Annotated in this window: 13 protein-coding genes; 5 read left to right on the top strand and 8 right to left on the bottom strand. The window is 68.2% G+C overall.

From position 1 onward, the window contains the following. The first annotated feature begins 258 nt into the window (after positions 1-258). The gene (locus ACX1DX_RS13015; RefSeq protein ID WP_459396932.1) at positions 259-609 is read left to right on the top strand and encodes a VOC family protein; all 351 of its coding nucleotides are present in this window, start codon (positions 259-261) and stop codon (positions 607-609) included. A 123-nt stretch (positions 610-732) separates the two neighbouring features. Here ACX1DX_RS13015 and ACX1DX_RS13010 read toward each other — a convergent pair whose 3' ends face one another. Continuing rightward, positions 733-1,386 carry a DUF1294 domain-containing protein gene (locus ACX1DX_RS13010; RefSeq protein WP_345579312.1) on the bottom strand — a complete coding sequence of 218 codons (654 nt, stop codon included), beginning with the start codon at positions 1,384-1,386 and terminating at the stop codon, positions 733-735. A 29-nt stretch (positions 1,387-1,415) separates the two neighbouring features. Here ACX1DX_RS13010 and ACX1DX_RS13005 point away from each other — a divergent pair, with 29 nt between their 5' ends. The 3 genes from ACX1DX_RS13005 (at position 1,416) to ACX1DX_RS12995 (ending at position 3,848) form a co-directional block, all read left to right on the top strand. Then, positions 1,416-2,552 (top strand): sulfite oxidase, encoded by a 1,137-nt coding sequence (locus tag ACX1DX_RS13005; protein WP_459396931.1) that lies wholly within the window; start codon positions 1,416-1,418, stop codon positions 2,550-2,552. A gap of 101 nt (positions 2,553-2,653) precedes the next feature. After that, positions 2,654-3,178 (top strand): GyrI-like domain-containing protein, encoded by a 525-nt coding sequence (locus ACX1DX_RS13000; RefSeq protein ID WP_459396930.1) that lies wholly within the window; start codon positions 2,654-2,656, stop codon positions 3,176-3,178. 184 nt (positions 3,179-3,362) lie between these two features. After that, positions 3,363-3,848: a protealysin inhibitor emfourin gene (locus ACX1DX_RS12995; RefSeq protein ID WP_459396929.1), complete on the top strand. Its 486-nt coding sequence runs from the start codon at positions 3,363-3,365 to the stop codon at positions 3,846-3,848. Positions 3,849-3,873: 25 nt separating this feature from the next. Here ACX1DX_RS12995 and ACX1DX_RS12990 read toward each other — a convergent pair whose 3' ends face one another. From ACX1DX_RS12990 to ACX1DX_RS12960, 7 genes are all read right to left on the bottom strand, one after another. Continuing rightward, positions 3,874-4,308: an RbsD/FucU family protein gene (locus ACX1DX_RS12990; protein WP_182762602.1), complete on the bottom strand. Its 435-nt coding sequence runs from the start codon at positions 4,306-4,308 to the stop codon at positions 3,874-3,876. 19 nt (positions 4,309-4,327) lie between these two features. Further along, positions 4,328-5,314, bottom strand: a complete 987-nt coding sequence (locus tag ACX1DX_RS12985; RefSeq protein WP_076063718.1) for a LacI family DNA-binding transcriptional regulator — start codon at positions 5,312-5,314, stop codon at positions 4,328-4,330. Then, on the bottom strand, positions 5,311-6,723 hold the full coding sequence (locus ACX1DX_RS12980) for a rhamnulokinase (protein ID WP_459396928.1): 1,413 nt from the start codon (positions 6,721-6,723) through the stop codon (positions 5,311-5,313). The genes ACX1DX_RS12985 and ACX1DX_RS12980 overlap by 4 nt, the downstream gene beginning before the upstream one ends. Before the next feature lie 75 nt (positions 6,724-6,798). Next, entirely contained in the window at positions 6,799-8,568 is a 1,770-nt protein-coding gene (locus tag ACX1DX_RS12975) for an L-fucose isomerase (RefSeq protein WP_459396927.1), read from the bottom strand. A 198-nt stretch (positions 8,569-8,766) separates the two neighbouring features. Then, a complete protein-coding gene (locus ACX1DX_RS12970; protein ID WP_182762610.1) occupies positions 8,767-9,852 on the bottom strand; it encodes an ABC transporter substrate-binding protein in 1,086 nt (361 codons plus the stop codon). 73 nt (positions 9,853-9,925) lie between these two features. Then, positions 9,926-10,927 (bottom strand): ABC transporter permease, encoded by a 1,002-nt coding sequence (locus ACX1DX_RS12965; protein WP_245244075.1) that lies wholly within the window; start codon positions 10,925-10,927, stop codon positions 9,926-9,928. After that, positions 10,924-12,444, bottom strand: coding sequence for a sugar ABC transporter ATP-binding protein (locus ACX1DX_RS12960; protein ID WP_459396926.1), 1,521 nt, complete (start codon positions 12,442-12,444; stop codon positions 10,924-10,926). The genes ACX1DX_RS12965 and ACX1DX_RS12960 overlap by 4 nt, the downstream gene beginning before the upstream one ends. Before the next feature lie 295 nt (positions 12,445-12,739). Here ACX1DX_RS12960 and ACX1DX_RS12955 point away from each other — a divergent pair, with 295 nt between their 5' ends. After that, positions 12,740-15,916, top strand: a complete 3,177-nt coding sequence (locus ACX1DX_RS12955; RefSeq protein ID WP_459396925.1) for a S8 family serine peptidase — start codon at positions 12,740-12,742, stop codon at positions 15,914-15,916. Positions 15,917-16,003: the final 87 nt, after the last annotated feature.

The following is a 16,003-nucleotide window of genomic DNA, read 5'->3' as shown; positions in this document are numbered from 1 at the left end:
CGACTGTCCGATTCTGCCGGAGAGGGGACACCGCTGTGCTTCCGGCTGCTCGCCCGCTGAACGGGGGGCGAATGCCACAAAGACAGGCCACCTGAGGCGCCGCCCAACCACTACTCTTCGCCGATCTGCGATTCCCATACGGCCAAGGGCGGCGCCAGACATTCGCTCTCATGCCGCGACGATCAGGACGGACGCACCGATGAGAACCTCCGGGCCCGGCCCTCGTAACACTCTCCCAGCCGTGGCACACTCGCAAAGATGAGGGTAGTGCGCATCATTCCGGACGTGCTGGTCACGGACATCACCGCAGCCGACGACTTCTACGGCGATTACCTGGGTCTGCGTCGCGAAGACCTGGGCCTTGATTGGGTGACCCGCTACATTGCTCCCTCGGGCGCCAACCTACAGTTGCTCACTCGAGACGGCGCTGCGTCCGATGCCCCAGCCATCTCGATCGCCGTTGACGATGTCGATGAGGCCTACGCCGAAGCCGTTCGTCGCGGGTACGAGATCGTCCACCCGCTCACAACCGAGCCGTGGGGCGTCCGCCGCTTCTTCGTACGAACACAAGACGGTCATGTCGTGAACATCCTGCGTCACCGCGAGTAGGCACGGGTCTGCAGCGGTGCGCGAGGGAGACCTCTGCGGCTTGCCTGGCACCCCGGCACGACGGAGCAGTCCGCCGAGTTGCAGTCGAGGAGCACCGTGTGGGAAGGCGGCATCTGTCGCGCGTCAGAACGGGATGGGCCGGCCCATGGCAATCCACGCGAGGACTGAGCAGTTCGCGATGACGGTAAACCAGAAGACCATCTGGAACGGCTGCTTACGGGTCTTGTGACGGAATACCCGCTGAGCGATCAGGGCGCCGGGCCAGCCGCCCAACAGAGACACAGCCTGGAGGGTTCTTTCCGGAGTCCTCCGCGAGCCCTGAATCGCAGCCGACTTGTCCGCCCGGTACAGCGCAAACGCACACAGACTCATGAGCGTTGAAACCGCGACTGCGAGCACAGGTAGGACCTCGAAGGCGGCTAGGACGCCGATCAAGACCAAGAAGACGACGGCCACGGCCGCGGCCATGGGCACACCGCGCCTGGCCCATACGCTGAGGCGTTCTGCGGAGACCAGAAACTGCACCTTCGTGGCACGCAACCGTTGCCGGTCGTCCAGGCCCGGCAGGAAAGTGACAGTCGTTCCCACGACTGGGCGGACACCTCGTGGCAGTTCACTGACGTGCACGAAGACTGTGGATCCGCCGGAAACCGGAGTGATGAATCCGAAGCCCCGCTCGTCGTTCCACTGCGTGATCGCACCCTCTTGCCGCACGCCGATCCCCCTGCAATAGGCCACTCGTGGCAACCGAATTACCACGACGAGCCGGATAGCCACGGTGCCGCCGTGGGGCCCCATTCTGCACCATGCCCCGATTACGCGCCGCGTCAGCGCGGTCTGCCGCCCCGCCGGGAGCCGTCGGCCGCGGCGAGGCACGGCCGGGACGCCGAGCGTTCCTGCAGGCCGTCGCCATCGCGGTGGCCGTCGCCGGCACCGCAGCAGCAGCCGGCCGGTGGCTCACGTCGTCGCGCCGCGTGGAGGAGATCCGCGCGCTGCTGCGGCTACCCGCACCGGCGACGCCCGCTCCGCCGGCCCCGCCTGATGCGGACCTCGCGCTCGCCGGCCTGACTCCGCTGTACATCGCCAACGACGACTTCTACAGGATCGACACAGCCCTCTCCATTCCCCAGGTCGACCCGGAGCAATGGTCCCTGGAAGTCCGCGGATTGGTGGATCGCCCGTTCACCCTGACCTACGACGATCTGTTGGCGATGCCGCACGTCGAAACCGACATCACGCTGACCTGCGTCTCCAACGAGGTGGGCGGAGGCCTGGTCGGCAACGCCCGCTGGCAGGGCGTGCCCCTCCGAGCCCTGCTCGAGCGCGCCGGGGTGCAGGACGGCGCCACCCAACTGCTGAGCAGATCTGTGGACGGATTCACCGCAGGCTTCCCCACCGAGACCGCGATGGAGGGCCGCGCGCTGGTGGCCCTGGGGATGAACGGCGAGCCGCTCCCGGCCCTCCACGGCTTCCCGGCCCGCCTCGTGGTGCCCGGCCTCTACGGGTACGTCTCGGCCACCAAGTGGCTGTCCGTCATTGAACTGACCACCTTCGAAGCCGAGGCCGGGTACTGGATCCCCCGCGGATGGGCGCGCGAGGGTCCCATCAAGACGCAGTCCCGCATCGACGCCCCCCGCGCGGGATCCAGCGTGACGGCGGGACGCCAGCCCATCGCGGGCGTGGCATGGGCACCGACACGCGGCATCGAGATGGTGGAGGTCAGCATCGACGGCGGCCCGTGGAAGGAGGCGCGTCTCGCCGCGAGCCTCAGCGTCGACACGTGGCGCCAGTGGGTCTACGAATGGGACGCGACGCCCGGGTCCCTCACCATCGCGGTGCGGGCCAGCGACGGGTTGGGGGACACGCAGACCGACGTGCGCACACCGGTTGCGCCCGACGGCGCGTCGGGGCACCACACCATCGAGGTCAGGGTGGAGCAGTGACCGGGGATAGAGGCCTGTTCACGCGCGACCCGCGCGGGTAAAGTTGCTGGCCACGTGGGCGGACGCCGTGTCGTCGGCCCCCATCCCGACGAGGGGAAGACATGACTGACGCCCAGCCCGCCCCGTACTACACGGGCCCTGCCCGCACCGACGTGGAGTTCCTGGAGGCGCCGGAGATCCCCACCGTGGTGCAGAAGTTCACCGACTATCCGCTCTCCGCGATGTCCCAGGCGATGGACGGCGCCGTGTCCGCGCTGTTCCCCGCGATGGAGGCTCAGGGGCTCCATCCGGTGGGCCCGGTGTTCACGCTGTACGAGCGGATGCCAGGAGTGAATGCGACCTTCGAGGTGGGTGTGCCGGTCGACCGCCCCCTGACCACCCCTGTCACAACCCCATCCGGGGCCTCGCTCCACGGCTCGGTCCTTCCGGGCGGCCCCATTGCGACGGTCTCGCACGTCGGCTCCTACGGCCGGCTGGGCGAGGCCTGGGGCGTCTTCCTCGAGAAGGTCGAGTCTGCCCACAGGAAGGCGGGGCTTCCCTTCTGGGAGATCTACCTGACCGAGCCCACCCCCGAGGCTGATCCTGAGTCCATGCGCACGGAACTCGTCATTGCGCTGACCGACTGACGCCATGGATTCGGGCGCGCAGCTCGTGCTCGTCCACCGACATCCCCGCCACCGAGCGTGACAGCGGAGCCTCCTCCCGAGGGACGTAGACGCCGACCCCGTCGTCGTCGGTGCGGATGGGGCCACGCCAGTCGCGGAACAGGCCCGCTGGGACGCCGGCGGGCCCGACGGGGTGGAAGAACGCGTGACCGAAGGCAGTAGACCTGACGGCGACGCGTGCGCGGACGTCATCACGCCGGGCTACCTCATCCGGCTGGGCGACGGTTTCACCTACCACGCCGATCAGCAGGGCAATGTGCGCCGGGCCCGGGGGGACAACCCGCGTCCCGACACCGAGATCAGGCTGCGCTACTCCGTCTCCGGCGGTATCGCCGGCCGGTCCACCTCCTACGAGACCGACAGCTACCAGCTGACCAAGGCTGAAGATTATGAGCTCCGCCGCCTCATCACGGAGGCGGACTTCTTCACCATCCCCAACTCCCTGCCTGACTCACCGGTGGCGGACGGCATCACGGCGCGACTCTGGATCGCGGTCGGAAGGCGCTCCCACGAGGTGGTCCGGGGCGACGGCATCGACGCGGAGGACACCGAGGCCTTCCACGCGCTGGTGGCGTGGGTGGATGCGCGGACGCCTCCGTTGTTCCCGGAGGTTTCCGGCAACCTGGTCTGACCCCGCTCTCCGCGTCAACCAGCGACTACTGGCGAACACCGATCGTCAGCAGCAGGTTCGCGTAGATGCGCTGCTCGCCCGAGGCGATCACGATGCCGACGTCGTCCTTCTTCGCCTCGTCGTAGAAGTCCCAACGGGGGATCTCCACGAACTCGACGCCGGGCAGGGCCGCCTTGTACTCGTCGTGGGCGTCGATCTTCTCGGGGCGCAGCTCCGGCGGGGCGTCGGCGGCGGGCACCATGATGCCGGCCTGCTCAATGGGGACGGCCTGCTTCAGCACGTCAAGGATCTGCGAGACGTTGAGCAGCCCGGGCGCGAGGTTGAGGTAGATGCGGCGGGCGCGCGGGTTGGCGCCCGTCTCGTGGGGGTAGTTGCCGTCGGTGATGAGGATCTTGCTGCCGTGACCGGCGCGGCCGAGCGCGTTCAGCAGCTCGGGGTGGATCATGGGGCCGTTGAGCATGGGGCTTCCTTTCGGGTGGTTACGTGCTGTCGCGGACGATCAGCGTGGGCGTGATCAACGACGACTCCGCGGGCTCGCCGTTCAACAACAGGTTCAACGCCTTCACGGCCTGCTCCCCCATCGTGAAGAAGTCCTGCCGCACGGTGGTGAGGCCGGGCAGGAACCACTCGGAACCCGGCACGTCGTCGTAGCCGACGACCCGCACGTCGCCGGGCACCCGGCGGCCAGCCAGCTGCAGCGCCGACATCGTGCCGAGCGCCAACTGGTCGTTGGCAGCGAAGATCGCGTCGACGTCCGGCGGCAGGTCCGGCACCAGGGCAGCCGCGGCGGAGGCGTCCCAGGAGTTGGCGAACAGCACGGTGGGCTCGAGGCCCGCCTTGCCCATGGCCAACTTGTAGCCCTCTAGGCGCTCCTGCGCGTCGATCCAGTCCTGCGGACCGGCCACGTGCAGGATCCGCTGCGCACCGCGGCTGATGAGGTGGTCCACCGCGGCCACCGCCCCCGCCCGGTGGTCCACAGCCACGCCGACGGCCGGCGAGGGGAGGTCCTTCGTCTCGCCCACGCACACCGTCGGGAGGCGGCTGGCGATGGTGTCGATCCACGGCCGAGACTCCGCCCGCCCGCCGAGCACGATCACGCCGTCGGCGCTCACCGGCACCAGGTGGTGCAGTTCCCGATGGTCGATGTCCGGCGACCCGAACACGGAGGTGGACGTGTGCAACTCGAGGTTGGACAGCGCCTGGCAGATGGCGACGAACGACGTGGCGTGTCCGTGGAACAGCGGCACGGCGTCGATGATGTGCACGGAGCCGGTGCGCGCCGCAGACAGGGAGCGGGCGGCGAGGTTGGGCTGGTAGTTGAGCCGCTCGATGGCCTCCAGCACCCGCGCGCGGGTGGCCTCGGCCACCACGTCGACGCCCCGCACCACGCGGGAGGCGGTCTGGATGGAGACGCCGGAGGCTTCGGCGATGTCTCGCAGGTTGGCGCGTTGCTGCCCGGCCCTCATGACCGCGGCCCGAAGGTCTCGGTACGGGCGGTGCTGGCGATGACGTCGTTGCGGTTGGCCGGGTCCAGGTGGCCCATGATCTCCAACTGCGCCAGCAGCGAGCCGAGCACGGAGGCCTCCACTGGCCCCGCGATCACCGGCACCCCCAGCGCATCGGCGGTCAGTTGGCACAACAACCTGTTGCGCGACCCGCCCCCCACCAGGTTCAACTGCGTGGCGGGAGTTCCGGTGAGGGCGGCGAGGTCGGCGATGCCGCGGGCGTAGCGCGCCGCGAACGACTCCAACACCACCCGCGTGACCGCCCCCTCGTCGAGGTCGTCGACGGCGACGCCCTGGGCAGCGAGCGCCTCCAGCACCCGCCTCTCCATCTCGCCCTTCAGCACGAACTGCGGCTCGTCGGGGTTGATGGTGGCACCCAGCGACGGCGAGGCCTCGGCCCGCCGGATGAGCTCCACGATGTCGTGGATGCGGCCCTGCTGCTCCCAGTCGCGCTGGAGTTCCTGCAGGATCCACAGGCCGGTGATGTTGAACAGGGGGCGCAGGCCGTCGTCGGCGCGCGCCTCGTTGGTGAGGCCCAGCGCGCGGGCCTCGTCGGAGAGCAGCGGTTCGTCGCGCAGCACGCCCAGCACGGACCATGAGCCGCAGCTCAGGAAGTACGAGTCCTGGCTCACGTCGCGCTGCAGCGCGTGCACGGCGCAGGCGGTGTCGTGGGCACCGGCGCGCACCACGGTGAGCTGCTCGAGCCCCTCGACGATGCACCGGCCCACCACGTTGAGCTCGTTGGTCACGTCCCCCACCCACGAGCGCGGGATGCCCAGCGCCTCGAACACCTCGTCGGAGAATTCGTGGGCGCCGGGGCGGATCAGCGCCGACGACGACGCGTGGGAACGCGACCAGCCGCGGGCACCGGACAGCAGATAGGTGAAGTAGTCAGGCAGCAGGAGGATCTGCGACGTCCTGGCCGCCACCTCCGGCTCCTCCTGAAGGAGCGCGAACAGCTGGTTCGCGGTGTTGATGGTGGCTGGCGCGATACCGGTGGCGGCCCACAGGGCCTCGTCGGAGAGGCGCTCGCGGAAGGCCTCATGGGTGCGGATCGTGCGCTCGTCGCGGTACGCGCGGCCGGGCGTCAGCGCCGTGCCGTCGTCGCCGAGTGCCACGTAGTCGACTCCCCAGGTGTCGACGGAGACGCTCACCGCGTCGGGGAAGCGGGCGACGGCGTCGCGGAGCCCCTCGACCACCTCGCCCCAGATGACATCGAGATCCCAGGAGAGGTACCCGTCGAGCATCCGGGCCTCGTGCGGGAAGCGGCGGACTTCGACTTCCTCGATGCGGCCGTCGCGGAACGTGCCGGCGATCACTCGCCCGGTCGACGACCCGAGATCAACCGCAAGGGCGGTGACGGTGGACACTTCTCTCCTCCTGGATGGTGGTGCGCGTTGCCTGGGCCAGCCGCGCACGGCCGGCCCAGGGAACGAACAGCGCTACTAGTTGTACATCGGGCCGAACTGGGCGCAGGCGCGGAAGTCTGCTCCCTCGAGGTCAGCCGTGCCGAAGCCCAGCCAGTTCTTCGGGCGGAAGATCCGCTCGCGCTCCACGTTGTGCATGTTCACCGGGATGCGGAGCATCGATGCCAGCGTGATCAGCTGGTGGCCGATGTGACCGTACGAGATGGCGCCGTGGTTGGCGCCCCAGGCGTTCATGACCTCGTAGACGCTGGTGAAGGCACCCTCGCCCGTCAGGTTCGGCACGAACCAGGTGGTGGGCCACCCGGGATCCGTGCGCAGTTCGATGGTCTTGGCCACCTCGTCGGGCAGCTCGACGGTGTAGCCCTCGGCGATCTGCATGACCGGGCCGAGGCCGTCGACCCAGTTGATGCGCGTCATCGTGACGGGCACCTCACCGGCGGAGCGGAAGTGCGTCGAGAAGCCACCGCCGCGGAAGTAGCCGGTGTTGGCCGGATGGAACGTCGTCTCGTCGATCATCGCCTGGATGTCGTCGTCGCTGAGGTCCCACCAGGGCTTGATGCAGGGGTTGCCGTCGGCGTCCTTGGCGGCGAACGTGCCGTCGAGGGTGGTGGCGCCGGAGTTGCGCAGGTCGATGACACCCGCCGCTGCGCGACCCTCGGGGCGGTGGCCCGTGACGCGCTCGATGGCGTCGGCGCTCCAGTAGGTGCGCACGTCGGAGAAGATCTGCGCCGTGTTGGTCAACAGGTAGTTGAACATCATCGACGCGCCGTTGAGGTTGTCGTTCTCCGTGGCCTGGATGAGGGGCTGCCTCTTGCCGTTCCAGTCGAACTGCGTGTTGAGCAGCGTCTCCATCAGGTCGCCGTTGGGCAGGTAGTCGGTCCACTGACGCTGGCCCTGGAAGCCGGAGACGAGCGCGCCGTGACCGACGGCCTCCTCCTCGAAGCCCATCTCGGCGAGCTTGGGGTTGCCGATCATCAGGTCGCGGCCGATGAGCACCATCTTGGTGCTCCACTCCCACCACTTCTCGTGGTCCTCGGCGGAGCGCTGCCACTCCTCGGGGTTGAAGTCCTCACCCTGCTTGAGGTTCTCGCGCACCCACGTGTACGCAACCTCGTATTCGTCCTTGTCGTAGATGCCCAGGTTGATGCGACGCTCGATCTCGACCATGTCGATGTACTCGTTGCGCATGCCCAGCCAGTAGTTCCAGAACTCCTCCTTCACCACGCAGCCGGCGATGCCCATGGACACGCCACCGATGGAGAGGAACGACTGCCCGCGCATCAGCGCGACGGCGAGACCGGCCTGTGCGTAATCCAGCAGGCGCTGACGCACGTCCGCCGGGATGGACTCGTCGTCGGCGTCCTGCACCTCCTCGCCGTAGATACCGAAGGCGGGGATGCCCAGCTGTGCGTGGCCGGCCAGCGCGGCGGCCAGGTAGACGGCACCCGGACGCTCGGAGCCGTTGAAGCCCCAGATCGCGTGCGGCATGGTGCGGTCCATGTCGATGGTCTCGGAGCCGTAGCACCAGCACGGCGTGACCGAGAGGGTGAGGCCGACGTTCTCGGCCTTGAACTTCGCGGCGGCGGCCTGGGCCTCCGGCACGCGACCGATCGTCGAGTCGGCGATGACCACCTGGACGGGGGTCCCGTCGGGGTACTTCAGCTCAGACTCGTAGAGTTCCTTGACGCGCAGCGCCATACCCATCGTCTGGTCCTCGAGCGCCTCGCGCACGCCGTTACGCCGGCCGTCGATGATGGGACGGATACCGATCTTCGGGTAGTTGGTCACGAATCACACCTTCTTTGTTCGTTACTAGTGGTTCAGGTTGTCCGGCACGGTGTGCTCCGCGCAGGCGGCCGGGTGGCTGCGTCGGATGAAAAGGGGCCCCTGTCGGCGTGTCCCACGCGAGGCAGGCAAACGCGGACAGGCGCCCCTAGGGATTGTTCAATGAGGTGGGGTGGGCCCTGGCGGGCCCACCCTCACGCATCACTCGTAGAGGTTGGCGGCGATCTCGGGATCCTCGATGTTCGAGGCGTCGTACCAGGCGAAGCCGGAGTCGATGACCTTCGGCAGCTCCTGGCCGTTGATGGCCTTGATGGCGGCGACGACGGTCTCGTAGCCCATCTTGACGGGGGCCTGGGTCACGGCGCCGGCCTGGTCGCCGGACTTGATGGCCTCGATCTGGGTCTTGCCGGAGTCGAAGCCCACGACGACGACCTCAGCGCCGGATTCCTTGGCGCCCTGGATGGCGCCGGTGGCGGCGGCCTCGTTGGTGCCGTAGATGCCCTTGAGCTCGGTGTTGGCCTGGATCATGGACTTGGCGGTGTTGGCGGCGAGGTCGACCGCGCCGGCAACCTGGGGCTCGAGAACGGTGACGTCAGGAGCGTTGTCCTTGATCCAGTTCTGGAAGCCGTCACAACGCTGCTTGCCGGTGGCGGAGGTCTGGTCGTGGCAGATCAGGCCAACCTGGCCGGAGCCACCGATGAGTTCGACCATGTGCTCAGCGGCGTTCTCAGCGGCTGCGGTGTTGTCGGTCGAGACGGTGGTCAGCGGGATGTCGGAGTCCACACCGGAGTCGAAGGCGATGATCGGGATGTTCGCAGCCTCGATCTCGTTGAGGAGATCCGAAGCGGCGCCCGAGTCGAGGGCGGCGAAGCCGATGGCGGCGGGCTTGGAGTCCAGGGCCGTCTTCAGCTGGTTGAGCTGCTCGGTGACCTGGGTCTCGTCCTGCGGGCCGACGAACTGAACCTTGTAGCCCAGCTCCTCGCCGGCCTGCTCAGCGCCTTCCTTCACGGCCTGCCAGAAGCGGTGCTGGAAGCCCTTGGAGACGAGGTAGATGGTCTGCGTGCCGTCGCCCTTGGGGACATCGCCGTCCGCAGGGGCTTCTTCAGAAGCGGATTCGGAGGGGGACTCTTCCTCAGCCGGGGCCGAGGTCTCTTCCGCGGGTGCCGAAGCGCTGGTCTCCTCTGCCGGGGCGGGAGCTTCGGTCTCGGTGGAGGTGGACGTGCCGCAGGCGGTGAGGCCCAGGCTGAGCACGGCTCCGAGAGCCAGTGCGGAGCGCAACATGCGCATAGCGGTTCCTTTCGGTTGTTGGGAGGACCGCCCTCCCGGTGTTGTTGTGCGTGAGTGGTGGACGGGGGGCGGGTCAGACCGCAGCAGCTCTGGCGCGGCGGACGTTGTCGATGAACACGGCCAGCAGGACGACGACGCCAGTGGCGACGAGCTGCCATTCCTGTGCGATGCCCATCATCTGGAGGCCCTTGCGGAGGGTCTCCATGATGAGTGCGCCGACGACGGTGCCGATGATGTTGGCACGGCCACCGGCGAGCGAGGTGCCACCGATGACGACGGCGGCGATGACGTTGAGCTCGAAGCCCACGCCCTCAGCGGGTTGGACGAAGCCGAACCGCGACGAGTAGAGGATGGCGCCGAAGGCCATGAAGACCCCGGCGGTGACGTAGACCATCGTCTTCCAGAACCGCACGTTGACGCCGGAGAGGCGGGTGGCCTCCTCGTTGGAGCCGATGGCGATGGCGTAGCGGCCCAGCAGCGTCTTGTTGAGCATGACGCCGGCGATGATCGCGAAGAGGATGAACCACAGGATGGCGTTCTTGAGGCCGGGGATGAGCTCGCCGTTGAACAGCCAGGTGTACTGCGGGTTCTTGATGCTGATGGTCTGCTTGTCCGACACGACGAGCGCCAGGCCGCGGGCCGCCATCATCATCGCCAGCGTGGCGATGAACGGTGGTAGGCCGAGGAAGGCGATGTTGAAGCCGTTGATCAGGCCGATGAACGCGCCCACGAGGATGGTCAGCGCGAGGCCGGCGCCCAGCGGCAGGTTCAGCCACGGGTCAGCCGCGAGGAACGCGCCCGCCGCGACGGCGACCAGGCTCATGCCCGTGCCGACCGAGAGGTCGATGCCGGCCGTCGCGATCACGAAGGTCGCGCCCAACGCCATCACGCCGACGTAGGCCGACTGGGAGACGATGTCCAGGGCGACGCCGAGGGTGGCGAAGTTGGGCGCCACCAGCATGAAGACGATGTAGATGAGGACCAGCGCGAGGAAGACGAAGATCTGCTGAAGCGACGACTTCAGGTAGCCCTGGACGGGGCTCGTCGTCTGCTTGGTGGTGGCTTGAGTGCTCACGCTGCGGTTCCTTTCAACTGGGCCTTGCCGAGGGTGGCGAGCTCCATGATGCTTTCCTGGGTGGCGTCCTCGTTGTCGAGGATGCCGGTGATGTGTCCGTGCGCCATCACGACGATGCGGTGCGAGACGCGCAACACCTCCGGCAGTTCGGAGGAGATGACGACGATGGCCTTACCTGCGGCGCTCAACTGTTCGATGAGGTCGTAGATCTCCTCCTTGGCACCCACGTCGATGCCTCGGGTGGGCTCATCGAAGATGAGGATGTCGGAGTTACGCACGAGCCACTTCGCGATGACGACCTTCTGCTGGTTGCCACCGGAGAGCTTGCCGAGGAGCTGGTTGACCGACGGCGTCTTGACCCTGAGCTTGTCGGAGAACTCCTTGCCGACGGTGCGGATCTTGCCGTCGAGGACGAACCCGCCGATGCTGAAGTCGTTCATGGCGGCGAGCACGGCGTTGTACTTGATGTCCTGCTCGAGCAGCAGCCCGTAGGTCTTGCGGTCCTCGGAGAGGTAGCCGATGCCTGCGCGCACCGCGTCTGCGGCGGAGCGGATGTTGATCTTCTTGCCGTGCACGTGGATGTCGCCGGAGGTGCGGGGGTCTGCGCCGAACACGGCCCGGGCCACCTCGGTGCGGCCCGCGCCCACGAGGCCGGCGAAGCCGAGCACCTCGCCCTTGCGCACGTCGAAGTTGATGTCGTGCAGGAGCTTCCTGGTGTTGAGGTTCTCCACCTTGAGCAGCACCTCGTCGCTGTCGACGGTGGTGCGGGGACGCGCGTCGCCCGAGACTTCGCGGCCCACCATCATCGAGATGATCTCGCGCATCTCCACCTCGTCGGTGGTGACGGTGCCGATGTACTGGCCGTCACGCAGCACGGACACCCGGTCTGTGATCTCCTCGATCTCCGGCATGCGGTGCGAGATGTAGATCAGGCCGGTCTCCGGCGTGACGAAGTCGCGGATCATGCCGAACAGGGCATCGGTCTCCGAGATGGTCAGCGCCGCGGTGGGCTCATCCATGATCAGGATCTTGGTGGACTCAAACGACAGGGCACGCGCGATCTCCACCATCTGCTGCCGGGCCACCGAGAGGTCGCCGACGCGGGAGGTGGGGCGGATGCTCATACCCAGGCGTTCGAACAGTTCGCTCGCCTCACGGTTGAGGGCCTTGTCGTCGACGAAGCCACCCTTACTGCTGCCGGGGCGCCCGAGGTACAGGTTCTGGGCGACGGTGAGATCCGGCACCATGTTGAGTTCCTGGTGGATGATGCTCAGGCCCAGATCACGGGCGTGGTTCACGTCGCGAACGGTGACCTTCTGGCCCTGGAGCCAGATCTCCGCGCCCGGATCCGGCGTGTAGATACCCGTCAGGATCTTCATCAGCGTGGACTTGCCGGCACCGTTCTCGCCGCACAGGCCCAGCACCTCGCCGGCGTTGAGGTCCAAGTGGACGTTCTGCAACGCTTTGACGCCTGGAAACGTCTTGCTGACGTTCTTCAGCTCAAGAAGTTTGCTCACGTGTACTCCTTCGTACTTTCGCCGGACAACTATGCGGCTCTCTGAACGACGATGTTAACGCTAGCACTCCCTGGTAATTGCTGCAGGGTTCGTTATCAAACCGTGACGATCCCTCATCGCATCCGACCACCGCCACCGACTCAGCCGTCCCGGGGCGGGGCCCGGCGCTGCTGAGCAAGTACGGCGAGAACCGCCACCCAGCCCCAGCTCGATGACACCACCTGCCCCGGCAGCCGCGTGGCTGGCCCGGCAACCCGCTAGGTTGCCAACCAGACCACCATCCGAGGAGAAACCCATGCCCCTGCCCTCCGCCTGGAGGCGCGCAGCGACGGTTGCCATTGCGGCCATCGTCGGGCTCGCGCCCCTGACCGCCTCAGCAGACCCCGGAGACCCGGACCTGCGTGTGCCGCGCGACAGCGCCGCCGCCGAAGAGCGCACCGCCCGCTGGCTGAACGCCACCAAGTGGTTCGTCGAGTTCGAGAGCGAGCCCACCGCCAGCGGCGGCAGCCGCACGACGATCCAGCGCCAACACCGCTCGTTCGCCGAGGAGGCGCGCCGCGCCGGCCGCCCCGCGAACGTCATCAGGAACTACGAGCGCCTGTTCAACGGCGTGGCCGTCACCGCTGACACCGCCACCGCCGAGCAGTACGCAGAGCTCCCAGGAGTCAAGGCCGTCCACCCGGTGCGCATCTTCTCCGTGCCGGAACCGCAGGACGTCACCCCACGGCTGATCACCGCCATCGCGCAGACCGGCGCGGACATCGCCCAGACCGAGCTCGGCCTCACCGGCGAGGGCGTCAAGGTGGGCATCATCGACACGGGGATCGACATCGACCATCCGGATTTCGGCGGCAGCGGCACCAACGGCTCCACCGCCTTCCCCAGCGCGCGGGTGGCCTACGGTCACGACTTCGTCGGTGACGATTACAACGCCGACCCGACGTCGACCTCCTACCAGCCCGTCCCGAAGCCCGACGGCCGCCCGGACGATTGCCAGGGCCACGGCACCCACGTGGCCGGCATCGTCGGCGCCTCCGGTGAGGTCACCGGAGTCGCTCCCGATGTCACCCTCGGCGCCTACCGCGTCTTCGGCTGTGAAGGCTCCGTCGACGACCAGGTGATCCTCGACGCGCTGGAGCGCGCGGAGGCCGACGGCATGGACGTGGTCAACATGAGCCTCGGCGCCGACTACGACTCCTGGCCGGAGGCCCCCACCTCCAAGGCCTCGGACCGCCTCGTGCGCAACGGCGTCGTGGTGGTCAACGCCGCCGGCAACGCCGGCGACAGATACACCATGACGATCGGCTCTCCCGGCACGGCTGGCCTCGCCATCAACGTGGCGTCCTTCGACAACTCGCACGTGACCATGGACGAAGTGCTGTTCACCACGGCCAACGGCCCCGTCTCCGCAGGTTTCCTGGGCGCGACGGGCTCGCCCGACGCGACGTCGGCGCTGAACAACCTGCCGGTTGCGCGCACCACGGACCCGCTGAACTGCGAGGCTGAGACCGCTGATCTCACCGGCAAGGTGGCCATCGCCCAGCGCGGCACCTGCACCTTCCACCAGAAGGCCGCCAACGCCCAGGCCGCCGGCGCCGAGGCGCTGGTCATCTACAACAACGAGCCCGGCTTCATCAACGCCACCGTCGAGGGCGAGGTGACCATCACCATTCCGGTGGTCACCGTCACCCAGGCCGTGGGCACCTCCGTGGTGGGCGCGCTCCCCGCCACCATCCAGTTCACCGGCGGTGAGAGCCAGCAGCCCAACCCCACCGGCGGGCTGATCTCGGACTTCTCCTCCTGGGGTCTGGCCGCAGACCTGACCCTGCAGCCGGATCTCGGCGCGCCGGGCGGGTCCATCCGCTCCACCTACCCGCTGGAGAAGGCCGACGGTTACGCCACCCTCTCCGGCACCTCGATGGCCGCACCGCACGTGGCTGGCGCCGTGGCGCTCATGCTGGAGAACGCGCCGTCGATGACCCCGGCGGAGATCCGCAGCCGGCTGCAGAACAGCGCCGTGCCCGCGGCCATCGCCGAACTTCCCGATGCGGGGATCCTCGACGCGGCCCACCGTCAGGGCGCCGGCCTGATCCGCGTCGACCGGGCGCTGCAGGACGGCTTCGTCGTCTCGCCTGGCAAGATCTCCGCCGGCGAATCCGCCGACGGCGCCCACACCGAGACGCTGACCATCACCAACGTCACCGACGCCCCCGTCACCTGGGAGCTGTCCTACGAGGACGCGCTCAGCACCTACCTCGAGACGGACCCCGAGTGGGGCGACGGCACGCAGAACACCGTCGGCTACAACCTGTTCGCCTCGCAGGTGTCCTTCTCCGCGCCGAGCGTCACCGTGCCCGCCGGCGGCGCGGCCACCGTCGACGTCACGATCAACGCAGATCCGGAGGCCCCGGAGGGCGCCCAGTACTCGGGCTTCGTCCACCTGACCTCCGACGAAGGAGCCACCGCCGTGTCCGTGCCGTTCGCCGGCATGGCGGGCGACTACGGCAACCTCGAGATCTTCCCGGAGATCTGGGACCTCCCGGCGGTGGTCGAGATCACCGCCTGCTCCTTCTGGGACGAGGGCCAGTGCGTGGACCCGGACGTCGACTACGAGATCGTCGACGCCGGACGCATCTTCACGGGCGGCGAGGACCTGCCGACGGTGGCCTTCCACCAGGCCGTGCCGGTGCAGAAGCTGACCATCGACGTGCTGCGCGCAGACGCCAAGGGCAACCCCATCGACGCCAGCCGCGCCACGGTGCTCAGCTTCGACCACCTGGGACGCTCCGAATTCGAGTCGCTGTACACGTGGAACGGCCAGCTGCCCAACGACGCCGGCCTGCTCGTCCCGGCCACGCCCGGCAACTACGTGATCCAGGTCACGGGCGTCGCGGCGGACGGCGACGGCGGCAGCCAGAGCTGGACGTCGGCGGCCTTCGGCTGGAAGAACACGCCGGTGGCGTCGCCCACGCCCACGCCGTCGAAGTCGCCCACGGTGCCGGTGGCGAAGCCGACGGTGACCGTCACGAAGTCGCCTGCGGCCGAGCTGCCGGCCGACGTGTACAACACGCCGGGCATGCACGAGGTCAACGGCCGCAAGTGGTTCACGGCCTGCGAGGACTACTCGCAGACCGTGCGGTGCCGCACGATGATCTGGGCCACCACTGTGATCCAGGCCGACGACGGCTCGTTCGTGCCGCGCAGCGGGTGGGCGTTCAACAACCTCACCTACCTCCCGCACATGACGCGGGCGCAGTGGGGCACCAACCCGCTGGCCGTCAACGGCACCTGGAAGGGCACCGACGGCCGCACGTGGCGCACCGAATGCGACACGGCGACGACGGGGCGCGGCGGCTGCCGCTCCTACATCACCGCCAGCGTGATCGAGGCCTACCCGGCGGCTGACGGTGGCTACGCCTACCGCTGGGTCACGAAGGAGATCCTCAACAACATGGTCCGCTTCAAGAACTGACCAGCGGCACCTGAAGCACCCCGAGGGGGCCCGGCGGCACGGTCGCCGGGCCCCTTTTCGCGTCACCCCATGGGCGCCGGGCCCTCC

Source organism: Tessaracoccus zhenghani, from assembly GCF_054552775.1.
The sequence above is the reverse complement of the archived record's forward strand: the minus strand, read 5'-3'. Positions and strand labels throughout refer to the sequence as shown.

What these genes read in the sequence shown, in the direction of transcription:
- ACX1DX_RS13015 (WP_459396932.1), top strand. Translation starts at nt 259, where the DNA reads ATGAGGGTAGTGCGCATCATTCCGGACGTGCTGGTCACGGACATCACC.
- ACX1DX_RS13005 (WP_459396931.1), top strand. Translation starts at nt 1,416, where the DNA reads ATGCCCCGATTACGCGCCGCGTCAGCGCGGTCTGCCGCCCCGCCGGGA.
- ACX1DX_RS13000 (WP_459396930.1), top strand. Translation starts at nt 2,654, where the DNA reads ATGACTGACGCCCAGCCCGCCCCGTACTACACGGGCCCTGCCCGCACC.
- ACX1DX_RS12990 (WP_182762602.1), bottom strand. Translation starts at nt 4,308, where the DNA reads ATGCTCAACGGCCCCATGATCCACCCCGAGCTGCTGAACGCGCTCGGC.
- ACX1DX_RS12985 (WP_076063718.1), bottom strand. Translation starts at nt 5,314, where the DNA reads ATGAGGGCCGGGCAGCAACGCGCCAACCTGCGAGACATCGCCGAAGCC.
- ACX1DX_RS12970 (WP_182762610.1), bottom strand. Translation starts at nt 9,852, where the DNA reads ATGCGCATGTTGCGCTCCGCACTGGCTCTCGGAGCCGTGCTCAGCCTG.
- ACX1DX_RS12955 (WP_459396925.1), top strand. Translation starts at nt 12,740, where the DNA reads ATGCCCCTGCCCTCCGCCTGGAGGCGCGCAGCGACGGTTGCCATTGCG.